Source organism: Streptomyces mutabilis (assembly GCF_046628145.1).
Classification (GTDB): Bacteria; Actinomycetota; Actinomycetes; order Streptomycetales; family Streptomycetaceae; genus Streptomyces; species Streptomyces mutabilis.
The window spans coordinates 6,212,370-6,228,601 of sequence record NZ_CP176874.1 but is presented as its reverse complement, the minus strand read 5'-3'; the positions used below and the strand labels follow the sequence as shown (position 1 = coordinate 6,228,601).

16 protein-coding genes are annotated in these 16,232 nt (G+C 75.5%); 3 read left to right on the top strand and 13 right to left on the bottom strand.

Annotated elements, in window-relative coordinates:
- Positions 1-104: 104 nt before the first annotated feature.
- The 12 genes from ACLIN4_RS28060 to ACLIN4_RS28005 all read right to left on the bottom strand — a co-directional run bounded on the left by ACLIN4_RS28060 (position 105) and on the right by ACLIN4_RS28005 (position 12,667).
- Positions 105-1,001 carry a glycosyltransferase family 2 protein gene (locus ACLIN4_RS28060; RefSeq protein WP_307651922.1) on the bottom strand — a complete coding sequence of 299 codons (897 nt, stop codon included), beginning with the start codon at positions 999-1,001 and terminating at the stop codon, positions 105-107.
- Positions 998-1,933 carry a glycosyltransferase family 2 protein gene (locus ACLIN4_RS28055; protein WP_290013305.1) on the bottom strand — a complete coding sequence of 312 codons (936 nt, stop codon included), beginning with the start codon at positions 1,931-1,933 and terminating at the stop codon, positions 998-1,000. Before ACLIN4_RS28055 ends, ACLIN4_RS28060 begins: the two co-directional genes overlap by 4 nt.
- Positions 1,930-2,982 (bottom strand): glycosyltransferase family 9 protein, encoded by a 1,053-nt coding sequence (locus ACLIN4_RS28050; protein WP_381941119.1) that lies wholly within the window; start codon positions 2,980-2,982, stop codon positions 1,930-1,932. Before ACLIN4_RS28050 ends, ACLIN4_RS28055 begins: the two co-directional genes overlap by 4 nt.
- Positions 2,979-4,361: a D-glycero-beta-D-manno-heptose 1-phosphate adenylyltransferase gene (rfaE2, locus tag ACLIN4_RS28045; protein WP_290013307.1), complete on the bottom strand. Its 1,383-nt coding sequence runs from the start codon at positions 4,359-4,361 to the stop codon at positions 2,979-2,981. Before rfaE2 ends, ACLIN4_RS28050 begins: the two co-directional genes overlap by 4 nt.
- Before the next feature lie 8 nt (positions 4,362-4,369).
- Entirely contained in the window at positions 4,370-4,969 is a 600-nt protein-coding gene (locus ACLIN4_RS28040) for a D-sedoheptulose-7-phosphate isomerase (protein WP_100049337.1), read from the bottom strand.
- Positions 4,969-6,186, bottom strand: a complete 1,218-nt coding sequence (locus ACLIN4_RS28035) for a glycosyltransferase family 4 protein (RefSeq protein WP_107480450.1) — start codon at positions 6,184-6,186, stop codon at positions 4,969-4,971. Before ACLIN4_RS28035 ends, ACLIN4_RS28040 begins: the two co-directional genes overlap by 1 nt.
- Positions 6,183-7,133 carry a glycosyltransferase gene (locus ACLIN4_RS28030; RefSeq protein WP_100049339.1) on the bottom strand — a complete coding sequence of 317 codons (951 nt, stop codon included), beginning with the start codon at positions 7,131-7,133 and terminating at the stop codon, positions 6,183-6,185. The genes ACLIN4_RS28035 and ACLIN4_RS28030 overlap by 4 nt, the downstream gene beginning before the upstream one ends.
- Positions 7,130-8,119: a glycosyltransferase family 9 protein gene (locus ACLIN4_RS28025; RefSeq protein ID WP_100049340.1), complete on the bottom strand. Its 990-nt coding sequence runs from the start codon at positions 8,117-8,119 to the stop codon at positions 7,130-7,132. Before ACLIN4_RS28025 ends, ACLIN4_RS28030 begins: the two co-directional genes overlap by 4 nt.
- Positions 8,116-8,787, bottom strand: coding sequence for a D-glycero-alpha-D-manno-heptose-1,7-bisphosphate 7-phosphatase (locus ACLIN4_RS28020; protein ID WP_107480452.1), 672 nt, complete (start codon positions 8,785-8,787; stop codon positions 8,116-8,118). The genes ACLIN4_RS28025 and ACLIN4_RS28020 overlap by 4 nt, the downstream gene beginning before the upstream one ends.
- Positions 8,784-9,818: a glycosyltransferase family 2 protein gene (locus ACLIN4_RS28015; protein ID WP_290013310.1), complete on the bottom strand. Its 1,035-nt coding sequence runs from the start codon at positions 9,816-9,818 to the stop codon at positions 8,784-8,786. Before ACLIN4_RS28015 ends, ACLIN4_RS28020 begins: the two co-directional genes overlap by 4 nt.
- Positions 9,815-11,455, bottom strand: a complete 1,641-nt coding sequence (locus ACLIN4_RS28010; RefSeq protein WP_107479804.1) for a carbamoyltransferase — start codon at positions 11,453-11,455, stop codon at positions 9,815-9,817. Before ACLIN4_RS28010 ends, ACLIN4_RS28015 begins: the two co-directional genes overlap by 4 nt.
- Before the next feature lie 219 nt (positions 11,456-11,674).
- Positions 11,675-12,667 carry a UDP-glucuronic acid decarboxylase family protein gene (locus ACLIN4_RS28005; RefSeq protein ID WP_289909572.1) on the bottom strand — a complete coding sequence of 331 codons (993 nt, stop codon included), beginning with the start codon at positions 12,665-12,667 and terminating at the stop codon, positions 11,675-11,677.
- Between the two features lie 129 nt (positions 12,668-12,796).
- On the opposite strand from ACLIN4_RS28005, the gene ACLIN4_RS28000 reads away from it, so the two are divergent.
- From ACLIN4_RS28000 to ACLIN4_RS27990, 3 genes are all read left to right on the top strand, one after another.
- Positions 12,797-13,585 carry a polysaccharide deacetylase family protein gene (locus ACLIN4_RS28000; protein WP_382024780.1) on the top strand — a complete coding sequence of 263 codons (789 nt, stop codon included), beginning with the start codon at positions 12,797-12,799 and terminating at the stop codon, positions 13,583-13,585.
- 30 nt (positions 13,586-13,615) lie between these two features.
- Positions 13,616-14,056 carry an SRPBCC family protein gene (locus ACLIN4_RS27995; RefSeq protein ID WP_100049144.1) on the top strand — a complete coding sequence of 147 codons (441 nt, stop codon included), beginning with the start codon at positions 13,616-13,618 and terminating at the stop codon, positions 14,054-14,056.
- An 85-nt stretch (positions 14,057-14,141) separates the two neighbouring features.
- On the top strand, positions 14,142-15,020 hold the full coding sequence (locus tag ACLIN4_RS27990; protein WP_411576354.1) for an endonuclease/exonuclease/phosphatase family protein: 879 nt from the start codon (positions 14,142-14,144) through the stop codon (positions 15,018-15,020).
- A gap of 31 nt (positions 15,021-15,051) precedes the next feature.
- On the opposite strand, the gene ACLIN4_RS27985 is transcribed toward ACLIN4_RS27990, so the two are convergent.
- A complete protein-coding gene (locus ACLIN4_RS27985) occupies positions 15,052-16,203 on the bottom strand; it encodes an XdhC family protein (protein ID WP_107479806.1) in 1,152 nt (383 codons plus the stop codon).
- Positions 16,204-16,232 lie beyond the last annotated feature (29 nt).

Below are 16,232 nucleotides of genomic sequence, written 5' to 3'. Positions count from 1 at the left end.
GCGGGAACGCGGGAACGCGGGAACAGTTGAATACGTGAACCGGCCCCGCGTCCCCTCGGCGCGGGGCCGGCCCGTGTGTGGCGGCGGGCGGTGGCAGGGGCCGGTCAGCCCGTGTAGCTGCGGGCCTTGGAGTCGCGCTGGGCCGGTTCCAGCGAGCGCAGACGGGCCTCGACCTCCGGTGGCAGTACCCGGCGCTCGCGCAGTACCCACGGCAGGGCGGCCGTCGCCTCGGCGAAGGCGCGCAGGGACGCGGTGTCCCGGGGGACGGTGCGGGCCAGGTGGAGGGTACGGCGCAGGGCGGGGCCGGCCGGGCGGCGCAGCCAGGTGAACCACAGGGTGTTGCGGATGCCGTGGGCCCGCCGCAGGGTCGGGTCCCTTACGACGGACGGGTGGTGGTGGATCGTCAGGTCGTCGGCGTACGTCAGCCACCAGCCGTCCGCCGCCAGGTCCGCGGCGAGCAGTTCCTCCTCGCCGCCCAGCCACAGCCGGGGGTGGAAGCCGCCCGCGGCCCGGAAGGCGTCGGCGCGCAGCACGGTCGCGGCGGCGAGGAACGACCCGAGGGCCGGTCCCGGGAGCCAGCCCGGGCGGGGTACGGGTGAGTCGCGCAGTTCCTTGACGATGGGGTCCTCGGTGCCGTCCGGTTCGACGAGGATGCGGGCGGTGACCGAGCCGACCGCCGGGTACCGGTCGAGCAGGTCGGCGGCGCCGGACAGGGAGCCCGGCGCCCACCAGGAGTCGTCGTCGCAGAAGGCGACGTAGGGGGTGCGGACCTGGCGGACGGCCAGGTTGCGGCCCACGGCGCCGAGGTTGCGGCCGGGGCGCAGGAGTCTGACCTCGGGGTGGTGGCGGGCGACGGCGGAGGCGGTGTCGTCGGTGGAGGCGTTGTCGGTGACGATCACCGGGGGCCGCTCCGGGAGTTCGGCGAGACGGTCCAGGGTGCGCAGGAGTTCGGGGCGCCGGTTGTGGGTGATGACGACGACGGTGGTGCGGGTGTCCGTCATGAGGCCGCTCCGTTCACCGTGTCCAGCAGGCGGGCCGCGCGCTCCACGTGCGGGGGCAGGGGCCTGCGGGCGCGCAGGGCGGCGGGCAGGCGGGTGAGCGTCTCGCGCAGGGCACGCCGGGCGTGCGGGTCGCGGCGGGCCTCGGCGGCGAGGGCGCGGGTGCGGGCCAGCGCGTACGGCAGGGGGCGGCGCAGCCAGGCGGTGAGCAGTTCGTTGCGGAGAACGACGGCCGGGCGGCCGGTGCGGGGGCCGGGGTCCGGGTGGTGGTGGGCGAGCACGTCGGGGCAGTGGGTGACGCCCCAGCCGCGGGCGGCGAGGTCGTAGGCGAGGAGGGTCTCCTCGGCGCCGAAGAAGAGCAGGGGGTGGTAGCCGCCGGCGTCGAGGTAGGCGGTGCGGCGGGCGACGGCGGCGCAGCCGAGGAAGCCGAGCACCTGGGTGCCGGGCAGGTCGGTGGCCGTGCCGAGGGGCGAGTCGGCGAGCAGGTCGTTGAGGGGGTCCGCGTCGTCGGCGGGGCCGACGAGGGTGCGGGCGGAGAGGAGGCCGAGCCTCGGGTGGGCGTCGAAGTGCCGGGCGGCGGCTGCGAGGGCGCCGGGTGCCCACCAGGAGTCGTCGTCGCTGAACGCCACGTACGGGGTGTCGAGAGCGCGGACACCGTGGGTGCGGGCGAGGGCGCCGCGGTTGAACGGCAGGGAGACCACCCGGACCTGCGGGAAGTCGCCGGCGAGCATGGCGGGGGTGTCGTCGGTGGAGGCGTTGTCGACGACGAGGACCTGGGGCCGTTCGGGCAGGGCGAGCAGGTTCCGCACGGTGACGGCGAGGCTCGCCGAGCGGTTGCGGGTGGCGATGACGACGCCGACGGGGGCGGGTTCGGCGTGGTCGGAGCTGGTGCGTTCCCGGGTGGTCGTCGGGCCGCGGTCCGTGGCGTGGTTCATGGTGCCTCTCCCAGGGCTGGGGCCGCTCCCGGAGCGTCCGGGGCTCCGAGCGCGTCCAGTACGTCTAGCGCGTCCAGTACGTCGTCGGTGCCGATCCGCAGCAGCGCGGGGTCGGTCTCGTGGCCGTGCGGGTCGCCGTCCGGGCCCGGGTGCCACAGGGCGCGGTGGCGGGGGTGGTCGGGCGGGCCCCAGCGGCTGGGCGGTACGGGGCCGAAGAGGGTGACGGAGGGCGTGGCGTGGGCCACGGCGAGGTGGGCGATGCCGGTGTCGCCGCTGACGACGGCGCGGGCGCCGGCCACCAGGGCGGAGAGCCGGTCGTAGGGGAGGCCGCCGCCGAAGACGTCCGTGTCGGGCAGGTGGGCGAGCTTGGCCAGCCGCGCCACGAGGTCCCCCTCGTCCGCTCCCCCGGTGACGACGACCCGGCGTCCTCGTGCGCGCAGTGCTTCCGCCACGGCCGCGTACCGTTCCACGGGCCAGCAGCGGGAAGGGGCGCCGGCGCCGGGGTGCAGGACGACGGCTCCCGGCGCGGGGGACGGTGCCTGCGGGCGGGGCAGGCGCAGGTCGGCCGGGTCGGCGTCGATGCCGTACGCCTCCAGCAACCGGCACCACCGGTCCCGTTCGTGCTCCTCGGCGTACCAGGGCGGCCCGTCCACCTCGGGCGTCTCCGGGTGCGCGAAGGCCAGCAGTTTCCGCGGGCCGAGGCCCATGAGCAGGCGGTGGCTGGGCGGGCCGTTGCCGTGGAGGTCGACGGCGACGTCGGGCGGCGGTCCGGTCCAGTCGAGGGCGCGCGGGACGGCACGGCCAGGCTCGGCGGCGGGCAGCAGCCGGTCCACGGCACCGGTCGCGGCGACCACGGGCGCCAGCTCGGCGGGGGTGGCCAGCACCAGTTCGTGGCCGGAGTACGCCCGGCGCAGCGCGCGGAGGGCGGGGACCCCGGCGAGCAGGTCCCCGAGCCCGAGGGCCCGCAGCACCAGCACCCGGGGCCGCGCCCCGCCGCCGGGTTCGGGCGGGGCGCCGTCGCGGGCCCGGTCCGGCGTGGCGTGGGTCATCGCACTCCCTCTGCCGCGCGGGCCATCAGGGCCGTGGAGGAACGGCCGTCCAGGTAGGGCAGGAGGACCGCCTGCCCGCCCCATTCCTGGAGGAGGGCGGCCTCGGGCAGGTCCGCGCCTGCGTAGTCGCCGCCCTTGACCCAGACGTCGGGGCGCAGGTCGCCGAGGAGGCGTTCGGGGGTGTCCTCGTCGAAGACGGCGACGGCGTCCACACACGCGAGGGCGCGCAGCACGCGGACCCGGTCGGCGAGGGGGTTGACGGGACGGCCGTCGCCCTTGCGGCGCCGCACGGAGGCGTCCGAGTTGACGCAGACGACCAGGCAGTCGCCGAGCCGCCGGGCGGCCTGGAGGAGGCCGACGTGTCCGGCGTGGAGCAGGTCGAAGCAGCCGCCCGCGGCGACCACCGTGCCGTGCTGGGCGCGGACGCGGGCGGCCAGGGCGAGCGGGTCGTCGGTGTCGGGCTGCCCGGCGGTCTCCGGGCCGTCCCCGGCGGGCGGCAGGGCACCCGCGCCGCCGGCGGCGACGAACGCCGTCGCGGCGCCCACCGCGCCCTCGACGGCCTCCCCCACCAGCGCCCCGTCGGCGAGCAGCCCGGCGGCGGTGGCGGCGAACCGGTCGCCCGCGCCGCAGGAGTCGCCGTGGTGGGCCGCGGGTGCGGGGACGAGCAGGGGGTGTTCGCCGTAGGAGAGGAGGGCGCCGCGGGAGCCCAGGGTCACGGTCACCGCGGCCACCCGCCAGTCCCGGACGAGGGCGGCGGCGTTGTGCGCGGCGGCGCGCAGTCCCCCGCCCGGCCGGCCGTCGCGCGGCGCGAATCCGAGGGCCTCCTTCTCCGCGGGCGTCACCAGCCGGGTGCCGGGCACCGGCGGGCCGCCGCGCGGATGCGGGTCCCAGACCAGCGGCGGGCGCTCGGCCAGTACGTCCCGCAGCGCGTCGGCGGCACCGCGGCCGTAGTCGGAGACGAGGACGGCCCGGGCGGAGCGCAGCGCCGCGCGGGCCTCGTCGGTGGCCTCGCGGACCCGGCCGCCGCCGCGGTCGAGGCGGACGACGGGCCGGTCCTGCGCCAGGACGCGGGTCTTCTCGGGCAGGGTGCCGGTCAGCGGCAGGGGGATCAGCGTCAGCCAGGGTTCCAGCAGTTCGCGCAGGGCCCGGCCGGCCGGGTCGTCGCCCATGCCCGTGATCAGCGTGACTTCGCGGCCGTCGCGGGCGGCGAGGTACGCGGCGAGGGCGGCGCCGCCCGGACGTACGCGTTCGGCGCACTCGGCGACCACCGGGACCGGCGCGTCGGGGGCAAGCCGGTCGGCGGAGCCGGACAGGTCGCGGTCGAGCAGGGCGTCGCCGACCACGACCAGGGGCGCCTTGCCGGTCGTGCGTCCCGTCATCCGTCCCGTCACCTCCCCGCCCTCTTTCCGCGTACGCCCCGTTCCAGGGCCGCGTCGAAGGCCGCGCAGATCATGTGGACGGCGACCAGGTGGATCTCCTGGACGGTGGCCGTCGAGGCGGCGTCCACGCACAGCGACTCGTCGCTGCCCGCCATCAGCGGGTTGGGCGCGCAGCCGGTCAGCGCCCACACCCGTACGCCGGCCGCGCGGGCCGCGTCGGCGGCGGACAGCAGGTTGGCGCTGGCGCCGGACGTGGAAAGCAGCATCAGTACGTCGCCCTCGCGGCCGTGGGCGCGGACCTGGCGGGCGAACACCTCGTCCACGCCGTAGTCGTTGGCGATGGCGGTGGTCGAGGAGGTGTCGGCGTGCAGGGCGATGGCGGAGAACGGGGGCCGGTCGTCCCGGTAGCGGCCGACCAGCTCCGCGGTGAGGTGCTGGGCCTGGGCGGCGCTGCCGCCGTTGCCCGCGGCCAGCAGCCGGCCGCCGCCGCCGAGGACGGCCGCGAGCCGTTCGCCCCAGCGCTGGGTGACGTGCGCGTTGGCGCGGAACGCCCGCAGGGCGTCCTGGAGTTCGTCGCAGTGGTCCACGACGGGCGGGTGCACGGTCATCAGGCGACCTCCTTCGACAGTGCGTGGTCGGCGAGGGTCAGGCGGTACACCTGTTCCGCGCCGTCGGCGACGCGCGCCCACGTGTAGTGCCTCAGGACGCGTTCGCGGCCGTTGCGGCCGTACTGGCGGCGCAGCCGTTCGTCGGCGAGGAGTTCGCGGGCGGCGTCCGCGATGGCGTCGGGGTCCTGCGGGGCGACCAGGCGGCCGGTGGTCCCGTCGGCGACGGAGTCGCGGTGGCCGCCGACGTCGGTGGCGAGGACGGGTACGCCGCACGCCATCGCCTCCAGCGGCACGATGCCGAAGGGCTCGTAGACGGGGGTGCACAGCACCAGGTCCGTGCTGCGGAGCAGGGCGGGCATGTCCTCGGGGTCGACCGCGCCGAGCAGCCGGACACGGTCGGCGACGCCGGTGCGGCGGGCGAGCGCGGTCAGGCGCTGTGCCTCGGGGTCGGCGTCGAGGCCGCCGGCGGGCGGGCCGCCCGCGATGAGGAGTTCGGTGTCGGGGACGTGGGCGAGGGCGCGGATGGCCTGGTCGTAGCCCTTGCGCGGGACGAGCCGACCGCAGGCGAGCAGCCGGTGGCGCTGCTTGCGGTCGGGGGTGCGGCCGGTGTCGGCGGTCGGGCTGAAGTGCTCGGCGTCCACGCCGCAGGGCACGACGGAGACCTGGCGGGGCGGTACGCCCATGTCGCCGAGTTCCACGACCTCGTCGGTGCAGGTGGCCAGGACCCGTTCGCAGGAGCGGCCGATCTGCCGTTCGATGCCGATGCGTTCGTAGGGGCTGGTGTCCCGCATGCCCTGGTGGCGGCGCTTGACGGTGCCGAGGGCGTGGAAGGTCTGCACGAGCGGGATGCCGAGCGGCCGGGCGCCGATCTGGGAGGCCATGCCGGACATCCAGAAGTGGGCGTGCACGACGTCGGGCCGCTCGCGGGCCCAGGCGCGGGCCAGGTGGGCGCCGAAGGCGGGCATGTGCGGGAAGAGTTCGTCCTTGGGGACCGTGCGGGGTGGTCCGGCCGGCACGTGCTCGACGACCGCGCCGCCGGGCAGCGGCACCCGGTCGGGCAGGTCGGTGGCGTCACGGCGGGTGTAGACCGTGACGTCGTGGCCGCGCTTGGCCAACTCCTCGGTGAGGCGGGCCACGTAGACGTTCTGTCCACCGGCGTCGACGCCGCCGAGCGCGGCGAGCGGGCTCGCGTGCTCGGACACCATGGCGATCCTCATCGGGTCACCTCCTTCAGCAGCCGCTCCCAGTCGTCCAGGAAGCGGGACAGCCCGTAGCGGGACAGGGCCGCCGCACGGGCCCCGTCGCCGACGGTCCGCGCGTGCAGCGGGTCGGCGAGGAAGTCGCGTACGGCGTCGGTCAGTACGTCGATGCGGTTGGAGACCACTCCGGCGCCCGGGGGGACGGCCTCGGTGACCTCGGTGGTGGCGAGGGCGACCACGGGCATGCCGAGGTGCATGGCCTCCAGGAGGGACAGTCCGAGGGAGGTCCAGCGGACGGGGTGGACGTAGACGCGGCGGCGGGCCAGTTCGGTGTGCAGGTCGCTCTGGGGGACGTCCTGGGTGCGGCAGCGGTCGGGGTCGACGCCGATGTGTTCGGCGAGGCCCTCGGTGCGCATGCCGAACACGTCGAGCGGGGCGGCGCGGGAGAACTCGGGGAGCAGGTCGGTGCCGGTCGTACGGCCGCGCCGGATCGGCTCGTTGACGACGACGGCGGCGCGTTCCAGCTCGCCGGTCCAGCGGTGGCCGGGGTCGACGATGCCGTGTTCGATGACGGTCGTCTCGGCCGGGCCCGCGTCCCACATCAGCCGGTTGAAGTGGGTGACGTGGACGAGGGTGGTGCCGGGGAGGTCGGCGGCGGGATGGCGGGTGTCGGGGACGTCGCCGTCGGGCGCGTTGTGCTCCAGGTAGACCGTCGGCGGGCGGCGGCCCAGCCACTGGTCGACCAGGGCGAGTTCGTGCGGGCGCTGGACGATCACCAGGTCGATGTGCTCGTCCCGCAGCCGCTCCGGCGGTACTTCGATCACGGAGTCGGGCCAGTCCCAGGTGCGGGCGCGGCCGAGGCCGTCGGGTCCGCGGTCCGGGGTGACGGGGACGAGGTAGGTGTGCGGGCCCTGTACGAAGGCCGTGGTCCACGACCCGTGCACGTGCCAGATGAGGATCCTCATGCCTCCCCCAGGAGTTTCTCGACGGCGGCGGCCACGTCGGTGGCCGTGACGGTGTTCAGGCAGGGGTGGCCGGGGACGGGGCAGTCCCGGGCCCGGCTGTCGGCGCAGGGCGCGTCCTGGTCGCCGAGCAGCACGTACGGGACGCCGTACGGCCGCCAGCGCTCGGCCGGTACGACCGGGGCGAACAGCGACACGACCGGGGTGCCGACGGCGGCGGCGAGGTGGGCGGGCGCGGTGTTGCCGGTGACGACGACGGACGCGCCCGCGAGGACGCCGGACAGTTCCGGGGCCTCGGTCCGGCCGCCGAGGTCGGTGCCGTGCTCGCCGGCGACGTACGCGGTGAGGTCGCGCTCGTCGGGGCCGCCGGTGACCAGCACGCGGTGCCCGGCGGCGGCCAGTTCGCGGACCGCCTCGGCGCTGCGCTCGGCGCTCCAGGCGCGGGCGGGGACGCTGGCGCCCGGGTGGAGGACGACGTACGGGCCGGGGCCGGTCAGGTCGTCGGTGCGGGGCGGGGCGCACACCCGCAGGCGCCCGTCGTCGGGGCACGGGAAGCCCGCCGCCTCGGCGAGGTCCAGCGCCGCCTCGGCCTCGTGGGCGTGCGGGGCGCGCCGGTGACGCAGGTCGAGCAGGGAGCCGGGGTAGTCCACGCTGTCCGCGGCGATGTGCCGGACGCCGGCCAGGCGCAGCACCAGGGCGGTGGGCAGCGGGGACTGGTGGAAGGAGGTGAGGATCAGCGCCGTGTCGGCGTCGATCCGGTCCACGAGGGCGTCGATGTCGGCCCGGTCGACGTCGGGCGGCTGGAACCCGCCCCACGGCGCGTCCCAGACCAGCACCTCGTCCACGCCGGGCAGCAGGCGGGCGGCGGGCGCGCCGCGCGATCCGCACAGCATCGTGACGTGGTCGGCGCGGGCGGCCACGGCCCGCACGGCGGGACCGGCGAGCAGCACGTCGCCGAAGCTGTCGAGCCGGGTGACCAGGGCCTTCATCGCGGCCTCCCGCGGGTGTCGACGGCGGTACGCGTGCGGGCCGCTTCGGCACCGGGGGCCGGCCGGCGGGGGACGTGGGCGGAACCCGGGGTGCCCGCGTCGAACGCCGCCTCGATGGGCCGCTCGTCCACCAGGACCCTGCCCTCGGGCGGGCCGTCGAGGACTGCCCGTACGGCGGTCAGGAGGTTGGGGGCGACGTGCGCGGCGGCCCTCGTCTCCGCGGGGCGGGTCCGGTCGTTGGGGACGAGGATGCCGTGGGCGCCGGCGCGTTCGGCGGCCTCCATGTCCGCGCCGATGTCGCCGATGACGACGCAGTCGGCGGGCGCGGTGCAGACGCGGCCGGCGGCCCAGAGGATCATGCCGGGCTGCGGCTTGCGGCAGTGGCAGCCGTCGTCGGGGCCGTGCGGGCAGACCGCCCAGACGTCGAAGGGGCCGACGAGTTCGTCGATCCGCCGGTTGACGTTGCGGACGTCGGTGTCGGTGATGAGGCCGCGGGCGACGCCGGACTGGTTGGTGACGACGCCGACGCGGATGTCGTGTTCGCGCAGCAGCGCCACCGCCTCGCGGGCGCCGTCGACGGGGCGGACCCGGTCCGGGTCGCCGTTGTAGGGCACGTCGTGGACGAGGGTGCCGTCGCGGTCGAAGAGCACGGTCTTGACGGGGCTCATGCCGCCACCTCCCGCCAGGCCCGGGCGCCGCGGTGCCGCCACTCGCCGGCCAGCCGGTGCCAGGTCGCGGCGGGCGGGATGAGCGCGCTGGTCGCCAGCATGGTGGTGACCTCGTCGCGGGTGCGCGGACCCGGGGCGATGCGGGCCCAGGCGAACTCGGCGGTGCCCGCGGCCCAGCCGAGCCCGGCGACCGCGGCGGCCCTGGGACGGCCGGCGGCGGCGAGCGCGAGGGCGGCGAGCCCGGCGGCGGTGATCGCCGCGTGGCGGCGGATGCGACCCCTGGGGGCCACCGCCTTGGCCCACCAGTCGGGGCCGTGCAGGCGGCGCATCAGCGCGTCGTCGGCGTTGCCGCGCTGCTGCTTGAGGGACACCCAGCGGGAGGCGTCGCGCACGGGGTGGCGGGTGGTGCGGCGGCCCCGCCGGATGCGCCAGCCGGCGTCGAGGACGCGCAGCGCCAGGTCGGCGTCCTCGCGGAAGGCGCGGGGGAAGCGTTCGTCGAAGCCGTGGACCTGCTTCAGCACGTCGGTGCGGTAGGCCATGTCGGCGGTGATCCACTGCGCCCGGGCGAGGCCGGCGGTGCCGCGCTCCCAGTCGGTGGGGCGGCGTTCGCCGGGCAGCGGCACGGCGATCACGCCCTGCACGGCACCGGTGTCGGGGGCCGCCTCGGCGAGGTCCTGGACCAGTTGGTCGCACCAGTGCGGGCCGACCTGGACGTCGTCGTCGAGGAAGGCGGTCCAGGGCGCGGTGACCGCGCGGATGCCGGTGTTGCGGGCGGCGGCGGGCCCCCGTCCGCCGCTGCGCAGCACCACCGTGCGCTCGCGCAGGTCGCCCAGGACGGTCAGGGGGTGCTCCAGCGCCCGCGGGTCGGCGTCCGGTCCGGGCCGGTCGTCGACGAGGACGATCTCGTCGGGGCCGGGTCCGGTCGCGGCGGCCAGCGCGGCCAGGCAGTCGGCCAGCGTCGCGCGTGCGAGCGTGGGGACGACCACGGCGTAGCCGGTCATGGGGCTGCCGGTCACGGGAGCGCCGCTCATCCGAACGCCCTTCCCCGGCGCACCGCGAACGGGCCGATGGCGAGCAGGTCCACGGGCGCGGAGCCGAAGCACTCCAGGGCGTCGCGCGGGTCGTCGACCATGGGCCGGCCGGCGGTGTTGAGGCTGGTGTTGACGACCACGGGCAGTCCGGTGCGCTTCTCGAAGGCGGCCAGCATCCGCGCGACCAGCGGCTCGCGGCGCTCCTCGACGGTCTGGATGCGGGCGGTGCCGTCGACATGCACGACGGCCGGGATGCGGTCCCGCCAGGCGGGGGCGACGTCGTGCACGAAGAGCATGTACGGGCTCGGGATCGGGCCGGTGAAGATGTCGGCGGCGCGGTCGGCCAGCACCATCGGCGCGACCGGCCGGAACTCCTCGCGTCCCTTGACGTGGTTGAGGCGTTCCAGGTTCTCCGCGCGGCCGGGGTGGGCCATCAGGGAGCGGTGCCCGAGGGCACGGGGCCCGAACTCGCTGCGGCCCTGGAACCAGGCGACGACACCGTCGCGGGCCAGTTCCTCGGCGACCGTCTCGGCGATGTCGTCCGGCTCCTCGTACGGGATCGCGGCCGTCTCCAGCCAGGCGCGGATCTCGTCGTCGCTCCAGCCGCGGCCGAGGTCGGCGCCGGGCATCGGTTCGGGGGCGGCGCCCTCCTGGGCGGCGGCGACGTGCAGGGCGCTGCCGAGGGCGGTGCCGGCGTCGCCGGCGGCGGGCTGCACCCACACGTTCCGGTACGGGCCGCGGGCGGCGATCTTCGAGTTGGCGACGCAGTTCAGCGCCACGCCGCCCGCCATGGTGAGGGCCTGGCCGCCGGCCTCGCGGTGCAGCCAGTGGACGAGTTCTAGGAGCAGTTCCTCCAGCACGGCCTGGGTACTCGCCGCGAGGTCCGCGTGGTCCTCGGTCCAGTCCTCGCCCTTGGCGCGCGGCGGCGCGAGGGCCGCCCAGTCGACGCCGTGGGCGCGGAAGCCGCCGTCGCCGGTGGCGTGGACGTGCTCGCGCAGTCGGTCCAGGAACCGGGGTTTCCCGTAGGAGGCGAGGGCCATCACCTTGTACTCGTCGCTGCTGCGCAGGAAACCGAGGTGCTCGGTCAGTTCCTCGTAGACGAGGCCGAGCGAGTGCGGGAGCGCCTGCGTGGCGAGGGTGTCGAGCTTGCCGTCGCGGTAGCGGCCGGCCAGGTGGGAGGCGGACTCGCCGCGCCCGTCGAGGACGAGGACGTCGTTGTCGGGGTGGGGTGAGGCCGGTCCGGCGGAGGCGGCGTGGGCCACGTGGTGCGGGACGAAGACGACCTGGTCGGGGTCGAGGCCGGGCAGCGCCTCGGCGAGGAACTGGGGCGCGCGGCGGGCGTACTCGAGCCGCAGCGGGTCCCAGGGGTCGTCGAGACCCATGTCGCGGGCGGGCCGGGCCAGTTTGGGATCGAAGGAGTACGCGACGGCGTCCAACTCCTCCGGCCGCACCCCGGCGTGCTCCAGGCACCACCGCGCCGACAGCTCGGGCACCTCCCACGCCGAGAAGGGCACCGGCCGCTTGCCGTGCTTGCGGCGGCTGAAGCGCTCTTCCTCGGCGGCCGCGACGGTCCGGCCGTCGACGACGAGCGCGGCGGCCGGGTCGTGGAACAGGGCGTTGATACCGAGGATGCGCATGGGGTGTGCTCCGTCCCGGGGGACTGCTGGGGTCTCTCCGACTTACTGGGGTCTCTCCGGCTTACCGGGGTCTCTCCGGCTTCTGTGGTCTCTCCGGCTTCTGTGGTCTCTCCGGTCTCGCGGGTGCCGCGGGGCGGCTGGGTCAAACACTTGGAGGCAACTCAATTCCGGAAATGAGCGCACTCATTACGGAAAGTGAGCAATCCGGGCACATCGCCGCTACGCGGCCACGGAGTGCGCGAACCAGCCGATGGTCCGCTCCAGCCCCTCGCTCCAGCCGACCTTCGGCTGCCAGCCGAGCCGTTCCCTGGCCAGGGTGGTGTCGGGCTTGCGCCGTCCGGGATCGTCGACGGGGCGGTCGACGAAGCGGATGCGGGAGCCGGAGCCGGTGAGCTCGACGACGCGGCGGGCCAGCTCCAGCATGGTGATCTCGTCGGCGCCGCCGATGTTCACCGGCCCGCTCTCGCCGGACGCGGCGAGAGCCAGGACGCCGTCGACGGTGTCGTCGACGTAGCACAGGGAGCGGGTCTGGCCGCCGTCGCCGGCGACGGTGAGCGGCATGCCGTCCAGGGCCTGGGCGATGAAGGTGGGGACGGCACGGCCGTCACCGGTGCGCATGCGGGGGCCGTAGGTGTTGAAGATGCGGACGATGGCGGCGTCGGTGCCGTGCACGTGGCGGTGGGCGGTGACCAGGGCCTCGGCGAAGCGCTTGGACTCGTCGTAGACGCTGCGCGGGCCGATCGGGTTGACGTTGCCCCAGTACGTCTCGCGCTGCGGGTGCTCCAGGGGGTCGCCGTAGACCTCGGAGGTGGAGGCGAGCAGGAAGCGGGCGCCGTCGGCGCGGGCCCGCTCCAGCGCGTTGCGGGTGCCGGTGCTGCCGACGTCGAGGGTCTCCAGGGGCAGCCGGAGGTAGTCGGCGGGCGAGGCCGGGCAGGCGAAGTGCAGGACCAGGTCGAAGCGTCCGGGCAGGCGGCGCAGGGCGGCCGGGTCGGTGGCGTCGGCGTGGACGAACCGGAAGCCGCGGTGCCGCTCCAGGTCGGCCACGTTGGCGCGGGAGCCGGTGGCCAGGTTGTCGAGGCACACGACGTCCGTGCCGGCGCCGAGGAGCCGGGCGCACAGGTGGGATCCCACGAATCCGGCTCCGCCGGTGACCAGGGCGCGGCGCCAGACGCGTCCGCTCACGGGGCTGTCGCCCACGGGACTCTCGCTCACGGGGTCCTCCTCGCTGTGGCCGTCACTTGCGTGTCGGCTGAGTAACCCGGCGAGCACCCCCACTACCTCGAACTCATATTCGGAAGAGCACTATAAACTGCGTATATACTCGCTGTGTATAGTCCTCGCATGCTTTCGCTGACCAGGAAGATGACGAAAACGGGGACCGGGTTGCGTGCCGCGGCGACCCTCGCGGCAGCCGCCTCACTGACGCTGGCGCTGAGCGGCTGCACGAAGCTGGAGACGACCTCGCCCAGCTCGGTCCGGGGGGCGGCCGGCGGCCAGGCACGGGCGGCCGGGTTCGGCACCGTCGACTGCGGCCACGCCAAGTGCATCGCGCTGACCTTCGACGCCGGACCGAGCGAGAACTCCGCCCGGCTGCTCGGCATACTCAAGGAGAAGCAGGTCCCGGCGACCTTCTTCCTGCTCGGCAAACGGCACATCGACACCTATCCCGAGCTTGTCAGGCGCATGGCTGACGAGGGTCACGAGGTGGCCAGCCACACCTGGACCCACAAGATCCTCACGGACGCCGAACCGGACGAGATACGCGAGGAACTGGAGCGCCCGAACAAGGAGATAGAGCGCCTGACCGGGAAGCGCCCCACGCTGATGCGCCCGCCGCAGGGCCGCACGGACGACACGGTCCACGAGATCTGCCGCGAGCTGGGGCTGGCGGAGGTGCTGTGGACCGTGACCGCCAAGGACTACAAGACCGACGACCCCGACCTGATCACCGAGCGCGTGCTGGACCAGTCGTCCCGGGACGGCATCATCCTGCTGCACGACATCTACGACGGCACGGTGCCGGCCGTGCCGGGCATCATCGACGCGCTCAAGAAGCGGGGGTACGTCTTCGTGACGGTTCCCCAGCTGCTGGCCCCCGGGAAGGCCGAACCGGGCACGGTCTACCGCTAGATCCGCGGGCGCAGTCCTTACGATCGTCCCGTGGTCACCTTCTCGCTCGAACGCACCGCCCCGCTCCCCCTCGACGAGGCCTGGCGCAGGCTCACCGCATGGCAGCGCCACGGCGACTCCGTGCCGCTGACCCGCGTCACCGTCGCCACGCCCGGCCCCACCCGCCGGGGCACGGTGATCGTGGCCCGCACGGGTGCCGGACCGCTCGCCTTCGACGACCGGATGGAGGTGACCGTCTGGGAGCCACCGGGGGAGGACTCCCCCGGCCGCTGCCGGCTGGACAAGCGCGGCCGACTGGTCGGCGGCTGGGCGGAGTTCGAGGTCCGGCCCGGACCCGGCGGCCGCACCCGGGTCGTGTGGCGCGAGGAGCTGAGGGTCCGTCTCCTCCCGTCCGCCTTCGACGGCGTCCTGGGCCGCGCGGGACGGTACGTGTTCGGCCGCACGGTGAACCAGCTCCTGCGACGCCCGTGAACCGCTGATTGCGCACGGGGGACGGGACGCGGTCGGGACGGCGCCGCACACCCCGCCTCGGCCGTTTCCCGCGTACCGTGCCGACATGTCTCTCAGAGCGCGCACATACGTCCAACTGTCCCTCGCGGGCGCCCTGTTGAACCTGGCCGTGGCGGCGCCACCCGCCTCGGCCGGGCAGGGGCAGGCCGTCCCGCTGCGCATCGCCACGTACAACATCCACGCCGGAACGGGCTCGGACGGCGTCTTCGACCTCGACCGCCAGGCCGCCGCGCTGCGCGCCCTCGACGCGGACGTGATCGGCCTCCAGGAGGTCGACGTGCACTGGGGTGCGCGCAGCCAGGACCTGGACGTCGCCGAGGAGCTGGCGCGGCGGCTCGGCATGCGGGTGTCGTTCGCGCCGATCTACAGCCTCGACCCGGTGGAGGCGGGCGGCCCCCGGCGCGAGTACGGCGTGGCGGTGCTGTCCCGCTTCCCGGTCCGCTCGGCGGCCAACTACGAGATCACGCGTCTGTCCACGCAGGACGAGAACCCGGTACCGGCCCCGGCGCCCGGGTTCGGCGAGGTCACGCTCAAGGTGCGCGGGGTCCCGGTGCAGGTGTTCGTGACGCACCTCGACTACCGGGCCGACCCGGCCGTGCGGGTGGCCCAGGTCGCCGACACGCGGCGGATCATGGCGCGGGAGCGGGCGGCCCTGCCCGGGGCCCGGCAGGTGCTGCTCGGCGACTTCAACGCCGAACCGTCGGCGCCGGAACTCCAGCCGCTGTGGGAGGAGTTGACCGACGCCGGGGTCGGCACCGGGGGCACGTACCCGGCGGCGGCTCCCGTGAAGCGGATCGACTACGTGGCCGTGGGCAAGGGTGTCCGGGTGCGGGGCGCCGCCGTGCCGGAGGAGGCCGTGGCCTCGGACCACCGTCCGGTGGTCGCGGACGTGTCCCTGGACAGGAGGGCCCCCGGAAGGGACTGACGCGCCCTCCGCGGAGGGACCGGCGCCCCGCTCAGGCCACCGAGCCGACGCGGCCCGCCGGGGACGACGGGCCGTCGTGGTGGATGGGGGTGCGGGCGCCGGTCAGGGAGGCGCCCGTGCCGCCGCGGCGGGTCGCGACGATCTCGGCGGCGATGGACAGGGCCGTCTCCTCGGGGGTGCGGGCGCCGAGGTCGAGGCCGATCGGGGACCTGAGGCGGGCCAGCTCCAGGTCGCTCACCCCGACCTCGCGCAGGCGCGCCTCACGGTCCAGGTGGGTGCGGCGGGAGCCCATCGCGCCGACGTACGCCACCGGCAGGCGCAGCGCCAGCCGCAGCAGCGGTACGTCGAACTTGGGGTCGTGGGTCAGCACGCACAGCACCGTGCGGGCGTCCACCTCGGTGCGCGCCAGGTACTCGTGCGGCCACTCGACGACGATCTCGTCCGCGTCCGGGAAGCGGGTCCCGGTCGCGAAGACGGGGCGGGCGTCGCACACCGTGACGTGGTAGCCGAGGAACTTCCCGGCCCGCACCAGCGCCGAGGCGAAGTCGATCGCACCGAAGACGATCATGCGGGGCGCCGGGACCGAGGACTCGACCAGCAGGGTGAGCGGTGCGCCGCAGCGCGAGCCCCGCTCACCAATCTCCAGGGTGCCGGTGCGGCCGGCCTCCAGGAAGGCGCCCGCCTCGGCGGCCACCGTACGGTCCAGCTCGGGACGGGCGCCGAGACCGCCCTGGTGGGAGCCGTCCGGGCGGACGACGAGCGCGCGGCCTGTCAGCTCTGCCGGTCCGCCGACGATCCGCGCCACCGCCACCGCCCCTCCTCGGGCGGCGGCGGACAGCGCGGCGGCGAGCACCGGACGGTCGGGGTCGTGCGCCCGTACCGGTGTGACCAGGATGTCGACGACTCCGCCGCAGGTCAGACCCACGGCGAAGGCGTCCTCGTCGCTATAGCCGAAGCGTTCGAGCACGGTGCGGCCGTCCTGGAGCGCCTGTCGGCACAGCTCGTACACGGCCCCCTCCACGCAGCCGCCGGAGACCGAGCCGACCGCGGTGCCGTCGGCGTCCACCGCGAGGGCGGCGCCGGGCAGGCGCGGGGCGCTCCCGTCGACGGCCACCACGGTGGCCACGGCGAAGTCGCGTCCCTGCTCGACCCACCGGCTGAGCTCTTCGGCGATGTCCAGCATCCGTCGGTCTCCCGGTACTCCTCGTACGG